This window comes from Lachnoclostridium sp. Marseille-P6806 (assembly GCF_900625025.1).
Lineage (GTDB): Bacteria > Bacillota > Clostridia > Lachnospirales > Lachnospiraceae > CAG-791.
On record NZ_LR130574.1, the window covers coordinates 16,745 to 35,629 of the forward strand.

The 18,885-nt window shown below is 49.9% G+C and carries 20 protein-coding genes and 3 pseudogenes; 3 read left to right on the forward strand and 20 right to left on the reverse strand.

Features of this window, described 5'->3' with window-relative positions; all coding sequences use genetic code 11:
- Nucleotides 1–21: 21 nt before the first annotated feature.
- The 15 genes and pseudogenes from E0E20_RS00105 to acgM all read right to left on the reverse strand — a co-directional run bounded on the left by E0E20_RS00105 (nt 22) and on the right by acgM (nt 10,778).
- Nucleotides 22–240 carry a hypothetical protein gene (locus E0E20_RS00105; protein ID WP_130836055.1) on the reverse strand — a complete coding sequence of 73 codons (219 nt, stop codon included), beginning with the start codon at nt 238–240 and terminating at the stop codon, nt 22–24.
- Between the two features lie 84 nt (nt 241–324).
- A complete protein-coding gene (cas3, locus tag E0E20_RS00110; RefSeq protein WP_242622583.1) occupies nt 325–891 on the reverse strand; it encodes a CRISPR-associated helicase Cas3' in 567 nt (188 codons plus the stop codon).
- The gene (locus E0E20_RS00115; protein ID WP_330508606.1) at nt 881–1,636 is read right to left on the reverse strand and encodes a DEAD/DEAH box helicase; all 756 of its coding nucleotides are present in this window, start codon (nt 1,634–1,636) and stop codon (nt 881–883) included. Before E0E20_RS00115 ends, cas3 begins: the two co-directional genes overlap by 11 nt.
- A gap of 76 nt (nt 1,637–1,712) precedes the next feature.
- Nucleotides 1,713–2,018 (reverse strand): annotated as a pseudogene (locus E0E20_RS14100) (HD domain-containing protein); the annotation flags it as partial.
- A gap of 412 nt (nt 2,019–2,430) precedes the next feature.
- Nucleotides 2,431–2,640 (reverse strand): aminoglycoside adenylyltransferase domain-containing protein, encoded by a 210-nt coding sequence (locus E0E20_RS00120; protein WP_130836058.1) that lies wholly within the window; start codon nt 2,638–2,640, stop codon nt 2,431–2,433.
- Between the two features lie 139 nt (nt 2,641–2,779).
- Nucleotides 2,780–3,745 carry a Fic family protein gene (locus E0E20_RS00125; RefSeq protein ID WP_130836059.1) on the reverse strand — a complete coding sequence of 322 codons (966 nt, stop codon included), beginning with the start codon at nt 3,743–3,745 and terminating at the stop codon, nt 2,780–2,782.
- Between the two features lie 727 nt (nt 3,746–4,472).
- Complete coding sequence (locus tag E0E20_RS00130) at nt 4,473–5,468, reverse strand: SIR2 family NAD-dependent protein deacylase (protein ID WP_130836060.1); 996 nt, start codon at nt 5,466–5,468, stop codon at nt 4,473–4,475.
- Nucleotides 5,452–6,243 (reverse strand): protein-ADP-ribose hydrolase, encoded by a 792-nt coding sequence (locus E0E20_RS00135; protein ID WP_207302816.1) that lies wholly within the window; start codon nt 6,241–6,243, stop codon nt 5,452–5,454. Before E0E20_RS00135 ends, E0E20_RS00130 begins: the two co-directional genes overlap by 17 nt.
- A 22-nt stretch (nt 6,244–6,265) precedes the next feature.
- The gene (locus E0E20_RS00140) at nt 6,266–7,207 is read right to left on the reverse strand and encodes a DUF1848 domain-containing protein (protein WP_130836062.1); all 942 of its coding nucleotides are present in this window, start codon (nt 7,205–7,207) and stop codon (nt 6,266–6,268) included.
- Between the two features lie 32 nt (nt 7,208–7,239).
- Complete coding sequence (locus E0E20_RS14695) at nt 7,240–7,512, reverse strand: nitroreductase family protein (protein WP_130836063.1); 273 nt, start codon at nt 7,510–7,512, stop codon at nt 7,240–7,242.
- Complete coding sequence (locus E0E20_RS00150; protein WP_207302805.1) at nt 7,406–7,990, reverse strand: nitroreductase family protein; 585 nt, start codon at nt 7,988–7,990, stop codon at nt 7,406–7,408. Before E0E20_RS00150 ends, E0E20_RS14695 begins: the two co-directional genes overlap by 107 nt.
- On the reverse strand, nt 7,935–8,117 hold the full coding sequence (locus E0E20_RS13990) for a 4Fe-4S dicluster domain-containing protein (RefSeq protein WP_207302806.1): 183 nt from the start codon (nt 8,115–8,117) through the stop codon (nt 7,935–7,937). The genes E0E20_RS00150 and E0E20_RS13990 overlap by 56 nt, the downstream gene beginning before the upstream one ends.
- Before the next feature lie 11 nt (nt 8,118–8,128).
- A complete protein-coding gene (locus tag E0E20_RS00155) occupies nt 8,129–9,088 on the reverse strand; it encodes an alcohol dehydrogenase catalytic domain-containing protein (protein ID WP_242622584.1) in 960 nt (319 codons plus the stop codon).
- A gap of 17 nt (nt 9,089–9,105) precedes the next feature.
- Nucleotides 9,106–9,717 carry a 4Fe-4S binding protein gene (locus tag E0E20_RS00160; protein WP_130836064.1) on the reverse strand — a complete coding sequence of 204 codons (612 nt, stop codon included), beginning with the start codon at nt 9,715–9,717 and terminating at the stop codon, nt 9,106–9,108.
- Nucleotides 9,717–10,778 carry a radical SAM/SPASM domain protein, ACGX system gene (acgM, locus tag E0E20_RS00165; protein ID WP_130836065.1) on the reverse strand — a complete coding sequence of 354 codons (1,062 nt, stop codon included), beginning with the start codon at nt 10,776–10,778 and terminating at the stop codon, nt 9,717–9,719. Before acgM ends, E0E20_RS00160 begins: the two co-directional genes overlap by 1 nt.
- A gap of 94 nt (nt 10,779–10,872) precedes the next feature.
- On the opposite strand from acgM, the gene E0E20_RS14700 reads away from it, so the two are divergent.
- Both E0E20_RS14700 and E0E20_RS00175 read left to right on the forward strand, forming a co-directional pair.
- The gene (locus E0E20_RS14700; protein ID WP_330508607.1) at nt 10,873–11,277 is read left to right on the forward strand and encodes a hypothetical protein; all 405 of its coding nucleotides are present in this window, start codon (nt 10,873–10,875) and stop codon (nt 11,275–11,277) included.
- Nucleotides 11,278–11,435: 158 nt separating this feature from the next.
- Nucleotides 11,436–11,768, forward strand: coding sequence for a winged helix-turn-helix transcriptional regulator (locus E0E20_RS00175; protein WP_130836067.1), 333 nt, complete (start codon nt 11,436–11,438; stop codon nt 11,766–11,768).
- Between the two features lie 603 nt (nt 11,769–12,371).
- Here E0E20_RS00175 and E0E20_RS14705 read toward each other — a convergent pair.
- Nucleotides 12,372–12,707, reverse strand: a pseudogene (locus E0E20_RS14705) (serine/arginine repetitive matrix protein 2); the annotation flags it as partial.
- Between the two features lie 312 nt (nt 12,708–13,019).
- Nucleotides 13,020–13,514, reverse strand: a pseudogene (locus E0E20_RS14710) (AAA family ATPase); the annotation flags it as partial.
- A gap of 127 nt (nt 13,515–13,641) precedes the next feature.
- Between E0E20_RS14710 and E0E20_RS13800 the strand changes: the two are divergent.
- Nucleotides 13,642–13,791: a hypothetical protein gene (locus tag E0E20_RS13800; protein WP_165443908.1), complete on the forward strand. Its 150-nt coding sequence runs from the start codon at nt 13,642–13,644 to the stop codon at nt 13,789–13,791.
- Between the two features lie 168 nt (nt 13,792–13,959).
- Here E0E20_RS13800 and guaA read toward each other — a convergent pair whose 3' ends face one another.
- The 3 genes from guaA to E0E20_RS00200 all read right to left on the reverse strand — a co-directional run bounded on the left by guaA (nt 13,960) and on the right by E0E20_RS00200 (nt 18,839).
- Nucleotides 13,960–15,507 (reverse strand): glutamine-hydrolyzing GMP synthase, encoded by a 1,548-nt coding sequence (guaA, locus tag E0E20_RS00190; protein WP_130836069.1) that lies wholly within the window; start codon nt 15,505–15,507, stop codon nt 13,960–13,962.
- A gap of 281 nt (nt 15,508–15,788) precedes the next feature.
- Entirely contained in the window at nt 15,789–17,303 is a 1,515-nt protein-coding gene (locus E0E20_RS00195) for a deoxyguanosinetriphosphate triphosphohydrolase (RefSeq protein ID WP_130836457.1), read from the reverse strand.
- Nucleotides 17,304–17,570: 267 nt separating this feature from the next.
- Nucleotides 17,571–18,839 carry a C40 family peptidase gene (locus E0E20_RS00200; protein ID WP_165443909.1) on the reverse strand — a complete coding sequence of 423 codons (1,269 nt, stop codon included), beginning with the start codon at nt 18,837–18,839 and terminating at the stop codon, nt 17,571–17,573.
- Between the last annotated feature and the right edge of the window lie 46 nt (nt 18,840–18,885).

The window sequence follows — 18,885 nt, forward strand, 5'->3', positions numbered from 1 at the left end:
TTCCCGTGATAAAGTCATCGATTACTCCTCCGCTTTCAAAAATGCCATGATCTCATCGAATGACCCTGGACTGTTATCCACCGCTTTCACCAGTTCCTGCTTCCTCTGGGCATCTTTCTTATCAAGAAAAGCCCTCAGTTCTTGGACCGCCGCGTCATATCCGGCCTTCGTTCTCTCGACATCTGCCTGTGCCTTTTCTATCTTTTCATCCAGCGTAATGGTTTTTCTTGTTCTTGCCATGCGTCTTTCCTCCGTTATTTTCCGATACCGGCCAGCAGTTCACTGAGTTCATTAGCCCTGTTCTTCACAGATCTCGCGTCCATCTTAAACAGACTGAACCAGCTTCGGAATATCCCCCGGCAAATGGATGACCTCCGCCATAAAATATTGTGCTCTGGTCAGTAAATACCCTCCGTAAATAGCCTGAGAGCCCTCATCAAACATGAGAGAGCTGCTTGTTCCCAGCAAATATAAGACGGGATTTTCATATCCTTTCGGTCTTAACTGTTCATGGCGGTGCAGGCGCCCTATTCTCTGAAGCAGCAGGTCAATCGGCGCCAGTTCACTGACCATAACATCGAAATCGATATCCAGCGACTGCTCAATCACTTGCGTCCCGATAACGATATATCCTCTGGGACGCTGGTCTGTCATGAGCCCGGCTTCATCCGTCTTCTGTTTTCCCAGTAGTTTCCGTAATCTTTCCTCTTTCTTTACTCGTTCTGCTGCCAAAAAAGAGGAATGAAAAACCTCAATCTTATCTTCGCCTGATAAAGCTGTCAGCTTTCTGCCGAGTTCCTGCGCTTTTTTTACGGTATTGACAACAATTCCGAGATTCGCCCCGTCTCCAAGCACTTTCTCCGCAAGCAGAAGCAATTCTTCATCCGTCAATTTCTCGATCCGAACTGTCTTCTCCGGTTTTTTTGCAAATCCCCTCTCCTGAGAAACGCTCGATCCATCCGTATATGTGATCAACGGATAGGCCTCTGAGATAACTTTTCGTCAGCTCCAGTCTCGAGGATTCAGACAACGTGGCGGATAAAAGGAGCACCGGCACCCCATAGGCGGCCATCCACTGAATGGCCATCTGCAAATATTGGCTCATATAAGCATCGTATGCGTGTACCTCGTCAATAATGACCACCTTTTTGGCAAAGGCAAGATGGCGCAGTGCCAGATGTTTTTGTTTCAAGGCCGTCAATAAAAACTGATCGACGGTTCCTACAACGAAGTCGTCCATAATCGCCGTCTTTTTACCCGAGAACCACTCGTTGACAGCAAAGGCGGAATCCTCACCGCTTTCATCCGCATCGCTTCTTTTCACCCTCGTCAGATTCACATACTCTTCATTCAGGTAAGCCTTTCCATGTAGCAGCCGAAGCTCCATTTTCTCATGGGTTTCCTCATGTACCCTTTGCAGCCAGTCTTTAATTCTCGGAAAAATTCCGTTGGACGTCGCCTGCGTGGGAAGACCCAAAAACACCCCGCTTCTTTTTGTCTGATACGCGAGTTGTTCCGCCGCCAGCAAAGCCGCCTCCGTTTTCCCGCAGCCCATCGGCGCCTCCAAAATAATGAGCCCCGGCTCTTTGCAGGAGGATATCGCCTCTATCAGCTTTCTCTGCACTTCCTTCGGCACAAAGGGCAGAAAACGGTCTTTGAATTTTTCCGTGATGTTTCCGATCGGACTCGCATTCCAGACTCCAGTCAGCCATTGTCAGCAGTCCGAAAAGCTGTACCTGTGCAGCCTGTGACCGTACAGGAATCTCCGCCGGGTCTTCAAAACCGCACACCTCAAGAGCCCAGTCAACGATGGCATTCTGCGCTGACAGCCACTTCAATGCGATCGGCGACTCCGGATCCTGTGATTGAAATAAATTGATCGCGTAAGAACCCAGCTGTGTCTCGCAGTTATTTTCATCCGCCGGTCTGCCATGATGTCCCCCGATAATGGAGGCAATATCATCACTGTGATTCCCCTCATCCATACTCCTTAAAAAACGATCCGAATATCTGGCCATCTTTTTCTTCTTTCTTTGCCCAAAATGCCGGATGAACTCTTCCCATCAAATACCTCCTCCCTTGTCAAGTCTGACTGCGCTCTATATGTTTCCTGCGTTTTTATGACTGAATATTATCGCTGGCGCTCATTGTCATCGGTGCTTTACGATTGCATATTATCAGTAGATTTTTGTCTTGTCAATTCATTTTTTAAATAGATAAGTTATATTGCAAAGTTTCAAATTCCGCACATCACAAACGATAATGAAAGCAATAAAAAACCCCGCCGATGCGGGGAAATACATGTTTCTGATCCTATATCTAACTGATCTAAGGATCACCCTCGCCAGCGCAAGGAAATATATCTATGTCGGTACTTCAGCTGCCCATAGCACATGGACTACATCAGCTAATGTTATCACGGTAGTGTTATCAAGTTGATATTTTCTTTTCCTTTATATTTGCAATCTGTCCCACCATATATCCGGCATAATCTTTCGTAAGATTCGTATCATACGATATATCTGCACCCTCAGCATATTCACTCAAAGCAGCCTTTATCAGGCTATGATACATTTCAGGAGGGTTGTTAAGTGCCCATTTGCCACCCTCTTTTTTGGAAAGAACAAGGCCGTCTTTCATATATGCAAGCACTTAGAGTCTATATATGGTGGTGGATTCCGCTCATTCTACGTAACTTATTATTAAAGTTTTAAAGTTTTTGCAGCCAAAATCTTATTACGACATTCATTGTGTTATTTATTACGACATTCATCAAGTATTATTTTATGACATAATGACCAAATCGGTTAGACCCAACATGTTCAATCTTACCGTCATCCATAAGGCGCTTCAATGCTCTTTGTACTGTTCTCTGAGATGTTCCTACCATTTCAGCAAGTCCTGCTGCTGATTGATTACCATCTTCTTTCAGTAAATCAAGCAATTTCTCATCCAATTTCTTTTCCTTGTTCATTGTGCCATTATAAGAAAGTTCCTTTAAAAGTTCCCTTATTAGTTCCAACATAAACTGAACAAATATCGTAGATTCACCCTCCGCATTTGAGGCATTCAGGGCCTTATAATAGTCCTCCTGCCTCTCATGAATTATTGTTTCAATCGGAATCCATAAAAAGAACTCCTGCCACTTAGCCAAAATCAAAGTATGCCATAACCTACCGGTTCGTCCATTCCCATCCGCAAATGGATGTATGAATTCAAATTCATAATGAAATATACACCCCTTAACAAGTGGATGTAATTTTGATTTTTTAAGCCAATCGAATAACTGACCAACTAAATCAGGAACATAGTTTGCCGGAGTCCCTGCATGAATGAGTTGATTGCCGGCATATACGCCTACACCTTTACTTCTAAATATACCGGCTTCTTTCACAAGTCCTTCCATCATAATCTTATGCGCCTTCAGTAAATCCTTTACTGAATAAGGATTTAATCTGGTCATGGCTTCATAGGCTTCATAGGCATTCTTAGCTTCTCTGATATCCTGGGGCGATCCCAGAACACGCTTGCCATCAATTACGTCACTTACCTGCTCAACAGTCAACCTATTCTGCTCAATAGCCAAAGAAGAGTGAATAGACTTAATACGGTTGCCGCGCTTTAGCTTAGGGTTTTTAGACAACTGTTCCGATACTGTCATTGCACCGGTAAGCTCTGCTATTTCTATTACAAGATTCGTAATCTCGTCTGTCATTGTAAATGGCGGGATATATGTATCAGGCACTGGTTTACCTCCTTTATCTTATATTCACTTATGGTTGCTTCTTCCCACAAGTACTCGTTCTAAAAAGCATTTAATTGTTAAACTATATTATCAAATCCGGATGCAAATTTTTTACATAGAAGTATTCCCTAACCACATAGAAAGAAAATTCTTCTCACGCATATACCACATTTTTCCGCTGTCTGAGTTATCGATAAAAAGCCCATATTTACTACCTCTCGTGTTTACACGATACACATTCTAATATAGCAAATTATATGCCAAGCCTTGAACAGTATCCATGGTTTTGACGTAAATAATGACGTAGATATTTGATTTACAAATCTGTATTTTCAATTGCATCTTTTTCTCTCCAATTGTAATTGATAAAAATGATTCAAAAAATGTTCCCAACGTGATATCGGAAGACTGATAACTGATATGTAATGACCTTTGTCAAGAGATAAAGACATATAACGGGAGCGCCGCACGCCCCCCTTACTGTCAATCAAGGAAATGGTTATTCGAATTCGATCCTTGCAGGCTTATTCTTAGCCTGTCAGGTCTAAGTCCATGTGCTGTGGTCTACAGAGTCTCTGAATTAGCCTTCAAACATGGGCTATCTGATTTTCTGTTGCCAAAACGTTGCCACGCTTTTCGTATAGTATGGATCGCATATGGTATCCTGTCAATTTATTTCAACCATTTCCCTAATAGGTAATACAAATACCTTGTACCTCATAACGCTCTATGCTTTCAATGCGTCAAGCACCTCACCAATATCACCATTTATGCAGATACTCCTGTCCTCGATCTCTCCTGGACAGTAAGCCTCGCCGTAATTGATGCAGCCATAGACAGCCTGCTTGTTTGCCAGGGTCATCTCCCAGAACGGATACTTTATGATGACAGGCGTGTTCGATCCCACACCCAGCTCCAGATAAAGCACATGAAGGTTTTCGTGCCTGCGAATGAAGTCGGAATACGCTGCCGAAGCTCTGTGCCAGCCCTCATCCTCCACGAAGGTGTCGTCTGCTCTCAGGTTCATCGTCACATCCGAACCGTCATCCGGGCATTTCGGAATCAGGTCTGTCGGGATCTCCATTAGGAGCTTTCCGTCCTCTGGAACTTGAAACATATCATTCTCGTCCTTTACAAACCCCTGTGCTTCCATTGCCTTCATTACCCACTCTTCATTATCGTAGGTTTTTCCATTTCTGCCGTCCACGGTCTGAAACAGGCCATAGTCCCCCTGCGTATAAAAAAACCTCTTCTTATCAAAACCAACCTTCTGCGGAACATGGTCAACGTCAGTACTAATCAGGAAATAATCTTTGTCCTTGACAAGCTGAAGCAATTTATCATAAACACGCTTCGGCGGATTCATATACCGATTGATATAAATGTACCTCGCCCAATATGCCCAGCTGATTTCCGGTGCAAGCTGCATCACCATGAATCCGCCGGAGTACATATCGGGGATGTGGTATTTTTCTACGAAGTCTCCAAACCACTTCTGCAGCCGTTCTCCTGTGTATACGAATCCCGCTGAAGTTGATAATCCAGCTCCCGCACCAAGCACGATGGCATCGGCCGTCCGGATTTCTTCCTTAAGCCTGGCAATCTGTTCTTCCCTTGTCCCTTTTCCGTAGGACATATGTCTGCTGAAGGTTCTCACTGCGCTCATCCCCTTTTGTATGGTTTCCAAATATCCATTTGGCATCTCTTTATACAAGTCTTTCATAGTGTTCTTTATCCTCATTTTTAAAAACATTGAAGATTACCCTTTCCATAGATGTGGGATGTTCCGTCAGCCATTTCTGCACGGTACTGACCGCAATCTCAGCAGCCCGCCTGTTCGGGAAACGAAATACACCCGTAGATATGCAGCAGAACGCCACGCTTTTCAGATCATTTTCCAGACACATATCCAGCGTGTTCCGATAGCAATCGGCAAGGTCTTTTTCCAATGCGGGGGTCAGTCTGTCATAAACAATCGGTCCCACGATGTGAATGACCTTCTTTGCCGGAAGATTGTAGGCATCCGTCAGCATCGGAACCGCTGTCGGCTGCTCATAGTCCCTGCCATACTTGATACGCAGCTGATTCATCTGCCGATTGCATTCCTGTCTTAACTGGACTCCGGCAAATGTATGAATGCAGTTATCGATGCATGTATGCATCGGCACGAAACAGCCGAGCATCTGCGAATTGGCGGCATTTACGATGGCATCCACAGCAAGCCTTGTGATGTCACCCTGCCAGATGGACATTCCGTCACGGATCACAGGAATATCAGGAAGCTCCACGATACCGTTATTTTCAATACGCTCTTTCAGATACTCGTCCTGAACTTCCAATACATCCTCCGACATGGCTTTTGGCATACGGATATTCATCAGCGAACGAAGAATACGCCTTTTTCCGTCTGTGTCGTCCGGTGTCTGCAAGTCTTTATATTCATCGTAATCGGCTTTGAATTCTTCCACCAGATAATCAAGCCGCTGTTCCTGTGTCATATTGTTTGCAATGCTCATAAGATCACACGATCCCTTCCAGTGAAAGTTGTACCTGTTCTTCTATCCACGATTTCTGCGGCACATCATGTACTTTGTCGTTCTCCCTGTAGTTTCCGATAAGAAAAGGCGACTTGGGATTGTGTCGGTTGCTCTGCGCCATGACGATTTCCGGCTCAGCGTTCGCATAGCAATATCGGCACAAGTGCCTGCAGGTATTGTATGCCCCAATGTCGCAGACAAGATAACAGGCGCATTCCGCCCTCACGCCTTTTCTTTTTGGCGCGGTGAGCCTCTTTCCGATTGCCTTTTCATAATCGCTTAAAAGCATACAGCCGCCGCATTCCGCTCCGTATGCCGCGAGCTCATCACCCTCCGCGCATGGTTTCAAAGTCATTCCATGTGAAAATGCGATTCGTATCATTTCCTTTCCCAGCCTCAGCCGCTGTTCCCTTGTAATTTCTCTTGCCTCCGGGAAGTTGTGTCTGACCTTCGGATACAGATCCAGAAAGCTTATCACAGCGGTTTTCGTGCAGCCATCAAGTGCGGAGGCGATCTGTTCAAAGGCGTGAAGATGATATTCTTCCGTATATCTTTTTGAGATAAAGATCGGATCGTAACGCCAGCCGATGGAGTTTATGCCAACTATACCGGACAGACGTTTAAAATCCTTTATCAGCTGGTGCTTATCCGGCACGTTCGGTTCAATATCCCGCCCGTAAGGTGTGATGGTGACGAACCAGTATTGTCCGTAATCCACCAGAAGATCCATATACGAGAACATCGGAGCAGGGCTTTTCGTGCAGAATCCGATGCCGTCAACAACAGAAGGATCAAGGCGGTAACGGCTGACCTGATTCGGATTATAGGGATTGCGAACGCAGACAAATCCTTCCTTCAGCCTGTTTGCGAACCATTCGGCGTAGAAGGCGGGGATGTCGGTTCTTTGCCCCGTATTGATGATCATATCGCACCGCCTCCTTTCCTATAGGTCATGTTTTATTCTTTCGGTATCTCATTCCAAAAGCAGGTCTCTTCCAGAGGTTTTCTCTTCGTGGACAGATTCTCATTTGGTTTATAATCATCAGCTGGATACCCTATGTAAAGCATACAGACCGGCTGCCAGTTCTCAGGAATCTTCAGAAGTTCCCTTGCCTTGTCTTCATCAAAATAGCTGATCCATGCTGTTCCAAGCCCCAGACTTGTCGCTTCCATCATCATATGACCACCGATGGATCTTCTTCCTGCGGTCTTTCTGAACGCCTCTGGCATATTCGATCTCAGGATAGCCAAAACCAACGATCAATCCTGTGTAATGGTCTTTTGGAATATTCAATATCGCCCTTGCTTCCGGTGCAAGTTCATTCAGTACCTCCGAAGGATAACTCATGATCGTCGTGCCAAGTCCGTAAGCGTTGCACAAAAGTTCAAAATATGCCGTAGCGACAATACAGTTCGCCTTGGAGTCCTCCGCCCATTTGCCGACACACTTCTCATGTGCGATAAACAGGTGCGGTGCCGAGCAGAACAGTAGGTCTCCCTTACGCACAGTTTTTTCTGACTGCTTCATCTTGGAATAGAAGAAATCACTGAAGCTGTGGGTATAGATATGCTTTTTCGCATCCGCATCCATCACGGGATAGGCCTCATTCGAGATTTCCCGGACTCTCGACTTATCATCAATCACAGTGTATTCATACTGCGATGCAGCGGTCGCATCTCCAGCAGCCGCGCCAGCCGAACCGTTCAAACGGCTTCATCTCCGGATGTCCGTCCCGCATGGAAAGAACCATCCCTGTACAGACATTGACACAGTTTCCGCAGCCGATGCGTTTATTCTGATCAACCCTGAAATGGGTTCTTTCTTCCATGCCCATAGTTTTACGCCTCACATCTTCACAACGATTTTTCCGTTCACTTTGCCGGTGCCCTGCGCTATTACCGCATCCTTGATATGATCAAAGTCGAATATTTCTCCGTATACCGGCACCAGCTTCTTCTCGTTAAAGAATCGGAACATATCGTCCACCACCTGTCCTGACGGGTAATTGGAGAAGAATCCAGTCAGATACACACCGTTCGGGATATCCTTGATGGGATCGAATCCATTTAAAACATAAACGCCTCCGAGAATACCCGTATTGCAGACAAGCGCACCCTTTTCGACCGCCGTCATAGTATCTTTCAGGTTGCGAGGGCCAACCAGGTCAAGCGCCTTCGTCACACCCTTTACTTTCCCTGTGAGCTTTCCATCATCGAAAACCTGTTCATCCGCATCCGCTATCAAACTGAACTTGTTTTCTTTGTGCGTTGTGGCGATCGCATGACAACCGAGAGCCTTTGCGATCTGAATTGCGGCATATCCAAGCGCACAGGTCGCTCCTCTTATGAGCAGCGTGTCATCCGGCTTTAGTTGCAAGCATTCAAACAGGGAGCCCCATGCTGTAAAATAAGTTTCCGGCACTGCTCCGAGTGCTTCCCACGGCAGGTCGCTTTCGATAGCAAAAACATGGTGCAGTGGCAGCATCGCATACTCCGCATAACTTCCGTTAAAGGAACGTCCCATACCGCCCATCATAGCGATGACCTTCTGACCGATTGTAAGACCGCCGTCGGAGGCATCTGCAATCTCACCGACACATTCAATCCCCGGAATGACCGGTTTCTGAATGTAATCCGCATTGATCTCGTTCAGCCTTAGAATCTGCTCGGAATGGTTCATCCCGAATGCCCTGACCTTTACCAGCACCCACCCCGGCTTTACCTGGGGAACGGGGAATTTCGTCAATGTAACTTCTTCTGCATTTGTAACGCCGTTCAGAACGACAGCCTTCATTGTCTTTTCCATGTCATTTATCCTCCGCTTTAGAGTCTTTGTAGCGCCTGCACCGGGCATCTCTCAAAACAATTTCCGCATTGTAGACAGTGATTCTGGTCAATTACGAACGGGCTTCCCTCTGTTATCACGGATTGAGGACAGACCGTCTGGCATGTTCCGCAGCCGATACAATCTTCAGATATCACATAGCCCTTCGGCTTCAACACTGCGTTCCCAACTGTGAAATACTCCCGCGTGATAGGTCTGGTGGAAAGACAGAAATACTCCATCGTGTAATCCTTGATCACGAACATCGTATCGATATTCTTGCTTTCACCCGGATAAACATTCTCAAGGTAGGGCTGTTCCTGATACAGAATATCCCGCCACTTGATTTGTTCATCCTTCGGCACTTCCACCGCTTTTCCTGATACACGGATTGTTTCCTTGTATCTCGTATAACCCGAAATCTGCACCCTGCCGTCAGCATAAAGCTGTCTGGCAAAGGATTTACCTCTTGCCGTCAGAAAATAAATATCTGTTCCTTCGTAGTGAATGGCACTGATATTCCTGACCTGTGGTGCGCCGTCTTCATCAACTGTAGCAAAGTTCAAAACTCCTACATATCCCAATTTCTGAATGCAGGTTAAAGCATCCATCACTCGCCCTCCTTTGCAAACAGTTCCCCATTCTCATCCGCCCAACACTGCGGATCATTCGCATAGAAATCACCATAAGTTCCTCTTGATACCGCAGGACACCCCCGACACCATGCAAGCAGCTTACATCTGGAACACTTGCTGAACTTTTCGTAATCCCGATAACTCTCCATGCCAGTCACCCAGACATCCGCAAGTCTGTCTTCAAATATATTGCCGATCTTGCTCTCCGCCACCCTGCGGCAGGCAAAAATATCTCCTGTAGGAAGAATCGTGATATGGCAATTACCGCAGTTGCAGCCGCCGTATATCATACCTTTTTCCGCATGATCGGGAATCTTAAATTCTCCGGCCTCATACTCATACAGTGTCCAGAGATGGTCTTTTTTATTGAAATAGGTTTCGCAGCCTTCCTTTACGTATTCCTTAAACTTCTTATCACAGATAGCGAGAAGTTCCCTATATTCCTGCGCCGTCATGGACGCATCCAGATCACCGCCGCTCGGTACATACCTTGAAAATGCGAATACATTTGCCCCTGCTCCCACTACCGCATCTATGATCCCCGGAACCTCCATTCGATTCGTCTTGGATACCGTGGTCATAATGACGCTCCGTATACCGGCTTTATTGATGCAGGCAATCTTCTCCAATGTGCAATCGAATGATCCGGGCTTCCTGAACCAGTCATGGGTTTCACGGAGCCCGTCAATGGAAAGCTGGTATTTTTCACAGCCGAACCATTTAAGCTCCCGGCAGACCTGATCATTCAGATGGAATGGATTTCCCAGGATCGTAAACTTTATGTCATGCTCGTGCATCCGTTCCAGCAGTCTCCAGAAATCCGGATGAAGGATCGGATCGCCTCCAGTGATATAAAAATACGGAGTGCGGCCATACATTTCACAGAAATCAAGGCAATTATAGAATGTAGACTCCATCTGCTCCCATGTCATGGACTTAAGGCAGGTATGGTCTCCGGCAGAGAAGATGTAGCAATGCTTACACCTCTGATCACACTCATCCGTTATATGCCATTGAAATGAAAAATATGGTTTCATGATCCGTCACTCCTATACTTCTTATATTGAACAGCTTTTAGCTGATAATCTTCAAAAACAATCCCCCGGCCATTGATGACCGGAGAATCATTGTTTGGCCAAACAAGATAAAGCGAATAACCGCCTTTGTTCTTATTTGTCACCTGCTCCGCATGCACTTCCGCAAGCTGCCGGTTTTTCTTCCGGCTTGTCACCGGCACCACAGGCAGAGCCGCAGGCTGCGGGCTTCTCTTCCGGCTTGTCACCAGCACCACATGCCGAGCCACAAGCTGCAGGCTTCTCGGAAGCCCCGCAAGCAGCCGGCTTGTCAGATGCACCACAAGCACTTCCTGCTGTGTTCTCGTTCCATCCGGCGATATTTGATAATGCCATTTCCTTGTACCTCCTTCATGAGAATCGTTTCAGTCGGCACTACTGCCGCCCTGTGATTATCATTATATTTACCCATGAAAGCCCCGCAAGTACGCACTTTTTTATAACCCAAGTTACCTTTTTATAACTATTGGATGGATACGGGGATACCGCACAATCGGTGAAATGTAAATTTTTTTTCGAACAGTTCTGTCTCTATTGACAAAAGGCGCTTGCAACGCTATAATATGAATGCAACATTCAAATTTGAATGTTGCACTCTATTTCCAACGGGAGGTGAATGAAATGAAGAAAAAAGAAGATCTTCCCGATTGTCCTGTCGCGACAACGGTCAGTTTAATCGGGAGTAAGTGGAAGCTGCTGATACTTCGTAATCTGCTGGCCCGCCCCTGGAGGTTCAATGAACTTCAAAAAGACCTCGAAGGCATCAGCCAGAAAGTGCTGACGGATAGTCTGCGTTCACTGGAAGCAGATGGAATCATCACAAGAACGGTCTTTCCGGAAGTCCCGCCTCGTGTCGAGTATGCGCTCTCTGACCTCGGCGAACAGATGCGGCCGATACTAACGGCGATGGAAAACTTCGGAAATGATTATAAAACACTTGCAGAACAACAATAATTTCTAAAAACATTTGAGGATCGAGTATCAAACCCGATCCTCATTTTTATGATGGGATCAGATAGATAATTCTGACCTGTGAACCGGCCTTCTTCCTGCATTGATCTGATCTGCTTCGGCCTGTTTCTGTTTGAGACGACCAAGCACAGACTCCCGTGTTTCTGTCCGGATCTCTTTCAGATTCTGTTCCCGCTTTATCGGATCATGAAGAGCCGAGATCACTTTCTTTGTGACAAGACCTACAGCATTTCTTATACGACGGATAGAAGCATCCAGTGCCTGCAGCACAATACTCCGATGTTTTTCCTGCCCCTTGCTTTGCGGAGAGGTAACCCATTCTTTCAGAAATTCGATTTCTGCGATATTCGCTTCTGTCGTTTCTTCTCTGACCGTCCTTGTCACCTGACTGACAGCTTTATCATAAGCGACTTCGGACACATCGGCGATCAGGTCTTCCAGATCATCCACCTTCATTGTCAGTTCTTCCAGCTGCTGGCTTTTCTGTTTGAGCGCAGAATTCGCACTTGCGATTTCGACCGTCTTATTCCTCAGTTCGATATTGGCAGTGAAAACATCATAGGCCTTTTGATTAAACTCTTTTTTGACCTCTGAGAGCTTTTGTTCCTGTTCAGCCAGCCTCTCTTTCTGCCGCATCAGGATATAATCCTGTTTTTCCAGATACTCCCGTCCGCCGTACTGCGGTTCCTCCTGCATCTCCAATCCGTGTGATTTTGCGATTTCGATCAGCATCGTCCTGCAGATGGAATCAAACATCACCTTGCGGTTGTTGGTCTTGCTGTTTTCCTGATCCGGATGCGGCAGTGGAATGCCGAGTGCCTCCAGCGTCTTTTCCTGCTGCGGGGCAATTTCGCCATATTCATTCTCACAATCGAAGACATGGCGCTCATGGATGTGCGGCGTAAGATCCAGTCCAAGCGCCTCCACTAACTCTGTTGCTGTGCCGCACCAGCAAGGATGATCTTTTTTGATCATCCCTGCAACTGCTTCTATCACCGGATCGGGCTTCGGCTTGAATGTCTCCATCTCTGCCTTGTCCAGATCCCAGATGAGCGTCTCTTCATTTCGGTTCAGGTACAGCGTCTGATCCGCTTGATCCCTTCCGGAAATATTCAGGATCGCCGCGCTGCTGACACGCTTCTCCTTGTGGAGAAGGAACGCCCCGTCCGCAGCTCCCATCAGGCCGTTCGTTCCGGAAATCATTTCAAACTTATCATCCGCCTGCTGCTTCCGTGTGTGATGCACCAGGAGCAGGCAGACGCCAGTCACGTCGGTAAACTGTTTCAGCGTTGTGATCACCTCATAGTCATTCGCATAGCTGCATTTTTCGTCGCCAAGCTCGCATATCTTCTGAAGCGTATCGATGATGATCAGCGCGGTGTCCGGGTGCGCTTTATAGAAGTTTTTGAGTTGATCCATCAGGTTCCCTTTCAGGGATTCTGCCTTTGTGGCAAGGTGAAGATTCTCCGTGCAGTCTGTCCCGAACATCCGGTACAAGCATTCCTATAGCCTTCGCTGATCATCCTCCAGTGCAAGGTAAAGAACCGTCCCTTTCCTCACCGGGAATCCCCATAAGGTGTTGCCCGTTGCGACATGGTAGGCAAGCTCCATCATCAGGAAACTCTTGCCCAGCTTTGGAGCACCGACGAACAGGTAAGTACCGGGATAGAGCAGGCCCTCAATCACCGGCGGTCTGTTCTGAAATACCCGGTCATACAGTTCGCTCATGGTCACCGTATTCAGGTGCTTTGACTGCGCATAGATGTGCAGCTGCTCCAAAATAGTAAGCGGCCTTCCGATCTCATCGACTCTGCGATCATAAATCGATCAGATCGATGGAGAGCTGGTTCTTCGCATGGATAAGCATCATCCCAGTTACCTCAACCTTTTTGACATGTTCCTCGAATGGTACGATGTCTGGAAGCGTGATCAGACGGACGATGATCCGGTGGCGTATACCGAGTGGAAGCTCAACTATCCGCCAAAGACAAACAGAAAGAAATGAATATAAAGAAAACAGAGCTACCTGCATTCATCTCGAATCAGATAGCTCTGTTATTTTTAGAGTAATTCAGTTTGTAGACTTCTGGCCTTTTGTTGCCAATCTGTTGCCACGAATTAGGTTTTTTCACCTAACTCCCGCATGAAATAAGGCTTCCCGAAGGGTCGGCTATTATTCCAGCTCAATCGTCCCCGGGGGCTTGCTCGTAAGGTCATACAGCACCCGGTTCACGCCCCGGACCTCGTTGATGATCCGGTTCATACAGGTCTGCAACACGCTCCACGGGACATCCGCCGCCTCCGCGGTCATGAAATCCGAGGTCAGCACTCCGCGGAGCGCTACGGCATAATCATACGTTCTTCCATCCCCCATCACGCCGACGGAGCGCATGTTGGTCAACGCCGCGAAAAACTGACCCTTGCCCGTGTCAATGCCGCCCCGCTCCAGCTCCTCCCGGAAGATCGCGTCCGCATCCTGCACGATGCGCACCTTTTCCGGCGTGACCTCGCCGACAATCCGCACTCCCAGCCCCGGACCGGGGAACGGCTGGCGGAACACAAGCGGTCCGGGAAGCCCCAGCCCCAGTCCGGCCTCCCTCACCTCGTCCTTAAAGAGCTCGCGAAGCGGCTCCACAATTCCTTTGAAGTCCACCGTCTCCGGCAGTCCCCCGACATTATGGTGCGACTTGATCACCGCGCCACCGCTTCCGGTTCCGCTCTCCACGACATCCGGATAAATCGTTCCCTGCGCGAGGAAGTCCACCGCGCCGATCTTTCTGGCCTCCTCCTCAAACACAGCGATGAACTCCGCGCCGATAATTTTTCGCTTCTGCTCCGGATCCGTGACGCCGGCCAGCTTTTCATAAAAACGCTGCTGCGCGTTGACGCGGATAAAGTTCAGTTCAAAGTTCCCGCCGGATCCGAATACCGCTTCTACCTCGTCGCCCTCATTTTTCCGAAGCAGGCCGTGATCCACAAAGACGCAGGTCAGCTGCCGGCCGACCGCCTTGGCAAGGAGCGCTGCGGCGACCGAGGAATCCACGCCGCCGGAAAGGCCCAGCAGCACCTTTCCGCCGCCGATCTGCGCCCGGAGCTTCCGCACCGTTTCCCCGATAAAGGAGGACATCTTCCAGTCGCCGGAGCAGCCGCAGACCTCCCGTACAAAGCTGCGGAGCATCTTTGTGCCCTCAGCGGTGTGCAGAACCTCCGGATGAAACTGCACCGCATACAGGCCGCGCGCCGCGTTCTCCATGGCAGCCACCGGGCAGTGACGCGTGTGCGCCGTGACGGCAAAACCGGCAGGCGGCTCCGCAATATAATCCGTATGGCTCATCCAGCAGGTCGTTCTCCTTCTGACCTCTGAAAAGATTGCGGAATCCGGAGCATCAATGCACAGCTCCGTGCGCCCGTACTCGCTGACCGGAGCGGTTCTGACCGCGCCGCCGAGCAGATGCGCCATCAGCTGCGAGCCGTAGCAGATGCCGAGGACAGGAATGTCCAGCTCAAATAGCGCCCGCTCGCAGAGCGGTGCGTTCTCCTCATATACGCTCCCCGGTCCGCCGGTCAGAATGATGCCGCGGGGCGACATACTCCTCAGCTTCTCCGGAGAAATCGTATACGGATGAATCTCGCAGTAGACATTACATTCCCGGACGCGGCGCGCAATCAGCTGCTTATACTGCCCGCCGAAATCAAGTACAACAACCAGTTCTCTCTCCATCGCTTTCCTCTTACTGCAAACAGGCAGCCCGTCGCTGCGCCGATGTGGTTCAGACTGACATCGGATAAAACCGTGACGGTTTATTTTAATGGATTTACCGCCATCTGTGAATCCCCTGTCCTGCTTCCAATCTTATTCGGTGCTATATATCTCTATGTACGGCGGCCGGCCGCTGTGCTGGCCCGCAGCTCCTGCCCGTCCGTCGCTCTGATATCAAAATCCTGCCAACACAGTCTGCAAATCCCGTCGGCGCGGTTTGCGGCTCCCATGCTCCCGCCGCCTCATATCCTGCCGTTCAGCTTCCAGTAGAGATCCTGCGCGAAGCTGTCCGTCATGCCGCAGACAAAATCCGTGACCAGAAGAAGCCGGAGGTAGAGCTTTTCATCCTCACTCCGCCCCTCGGAATACTTGTGGTAGATCGTCTTGTAGTTTCCCGAGATGAGGCTCACCAGCCGCTCGTCGATCGGCGTAAGCCTGCGGTCCGTATCGTAGTACAGCACCGCGCGGACAAAATGATCGAGCAAAAAGGAGAGTATTCTCGCCGCCGAGATTTCGATGGTCACGATCGGACGGCTCCGGAAAACGAACTCGGTCGCAATACTGCGCAGCGCGTCTGCGATATGCTCTCCTCCCGTACCCCCGATGAGCTCGCGGTCAAAATTTCCCCGCATGATCGCGTCATAATGCTCCATAAAGCTGCCGCCCGCCTCCTGCAGCAGCTTTCCCTGCACCGAGACAATCCAGTTCTGCACCGCGTAATCTTCCGGCGCATCCATCTGCCGCTGCATAGCCTGACAATACTTGTCCTTAAGCCTGCCGATCAGCTGACGGTAAACCGACTGTCTGTCCGGCGGCAGATCTTCCGCATCCTCCGCGCCGGCATAGCGCTCCAGCTCCATGACAAGACGCTCATAGGAAATGATTCCTTTTTTGAATGCGTCCTCTATGTCCGCCGTCAGATAAGCGATATCATCCCCCGCCTCCAGAAGATAGCAGAGCGGGTGCCGCGCGCCGCCGAGTCCGCAGGACGCCTCGATTTCATCAAACACCTTGCGGTCCGCATAGTAGTACCCCATTTTATGCGCGCAGATCGGCCCGTTCCGGTCAATCTCCACGGAGCTCACCGGATATTTGATGATCGTAGCGAGAAGCGCCTTGGTGAGGTTCATCCCATGCTCATCCACAAGATAATGGAGCTTTGTGACGACGCGAAGAGCCTGCGTGTTGCCCTCGAAATTCGTGAAATCTCCCTGCATCTGCGGCGTCAGAATCTCAGACAGCGGCGTGCCGATCTCTCCCACCGCACCGCCGTCGTCGGCGTTTCCTCCGCAGCACGGCAGCATCCGTCCTCCCGCCTCGTACTCCACCCCGCTCCGGCGATAGTGGATCACCGGCAGGTGATCGCGGAACCAGCTCCGGATGCTCGTCTCACCGAAGTGTCCGAACGGAGGATTCCCGATATCGTGCAGGAGCCCTGCACACTGGAGGATGTCACAGATATCCATCTGGTTTTCCGGTGTGAACGACGCGTCCCGCCCCTCTCTCACAATACTCCGCCCGACGCTCTGTCCGAGGGAGCGCGCAAACGAGGACACCTCCAGAGAATGAGTGAGGCGCGTCCGGATGAAATCACTCTGATCGAGCGGAAACACCTGCGTCTTGTCCTGCAAGCGCCGGAAAGACGCGCTGCCGATGATGCGATGGTAATCCTTTTCATATTCCGAGCGCAGATCGCCGCCTCCTCGCTTCTGATAGGAACGGATCCGCTCCGGGCACAGCAGCTCCTGCCAGCTCATGCTCCTTACTTCCGCCTCGCCCGCTTTCGTCTTGCTTACTTCCGTCCTGCTCACTTCCGCTTTGCTTGCTTCCACCCTGCTCCTTTCCGTAACTGCACCTCACACGAATCATCATGCCAAAGCGCCCCGGCGAGACACGCGCCGCAAAATCCGTGCATCCGCGTGATTTTTTACACCCGTTTCTTATCACGCACAAAAATTTGTCTCAATGCAAACGGGGAGCCCGCGCATGCCGGCGCGGCTCCCCGGATTTTCTGTCTCTGAAATTCAGTTGAGGATCCGGCGGATCCCCAGAATGGAACGGTAAGTCGCCGCGCTGTACTTGATTCCCGTCGCTCTCGTGCTCGCGTGGACGATCGTCCCGTTTCCGATGTACAGCCCCACATGCCCGGGATAACAGATCAGGTCGCCCGGCTGCGCCTCCTCGAGCGACGCCACTTCGACGCCCGCATTGCGCTGCGATTCCGCCGTTCTGGGAATGCTGATCCCAAAAGCGGAATACACGCTCTGCGTAAAGCCCGAGCAATCCGTTCCGTTCGTCAAACTGGTGCCGCCGTACACATAAGGATTTCCGACAAACTGGCAGGCAAAATTCACAACATTCTGTCCCGTCGCCGAGCCTGCCGCCTGATAGGTCTTCTTTACGGGCGCCGTGCTCTCCGAGGTTCCTGACGTCTGTGAGGAAGAATCCCCGGAGGCCGCGTTTTCCGTGCCGGCGTTTCCTGCCGCAGCCGCTTTGGCCGCTGCCTCTTCTTCCGCTTTTCTGCGGGCCTCCTCGGCGGCTCTCGCCTCCGCCTCAACCTGCGCCGACAGCTGCCGCGTCTGCTCCTCATACTGCCGGCGGAGAGAGCTGGCCTCCGCCTGCGCCGCACTGATCAGCGCCTCATAATTGTTGTACTTCGATTGCAGATCGCTCACGCGGGACTCGAGCGCCGCTTTTTCCTCCTGCAGGCCGGATTCCGCCTCCTCAAGCTCTGCTTTCGTCTCCTCCAGCGCGCGCTTGTCATCCGCCACCTCTTTCCGCGTCTCCTGATACTGCACAAGGAGCCTGCGGTCATATTCATAGAGCTGGTTGACGTACTCTGTCTTGTTCAGCATATCGCTGAAAGAGCTCGCTTTCATGAGCAGCGCCACGTAGCTGGCGTTCCCTCTCTCGTACATGAACTGTATGCGCTTTTTCATCATCGCATACTGTTCCTCCTCGCGCGCCTTGGCCTCGTCATACTCCTGCTGCTTGATCTCGATCTGCCCCTCTGTATCGGCAATCTGATCCTGAAGCATCTGAATGCTCGCCATATTCTGCGCGATTTCGGACTGCGCAGTCTCCATCTCATCCGAGATTTCTTCCTGCTTCCCCTCCAGAGAGGACAGCGCACTGTTGGCCGAGTTCAGCTTGCTTTTCGTCGCATTCTGCTGCTGCCGGATCTCCGACGATGTCACCGCTCTCACCGGAACAGCCGGGAAAACCGCACACATCACTGTCAACAGCAAAGCAAGCAGCCGCCGATTCAGTTTTTTCCCAAAAAGTCTCTCCATGCTTTCCCCGTCTGCCCCGCTGTGCTTTTCCCTGCTGGCCGGTCCG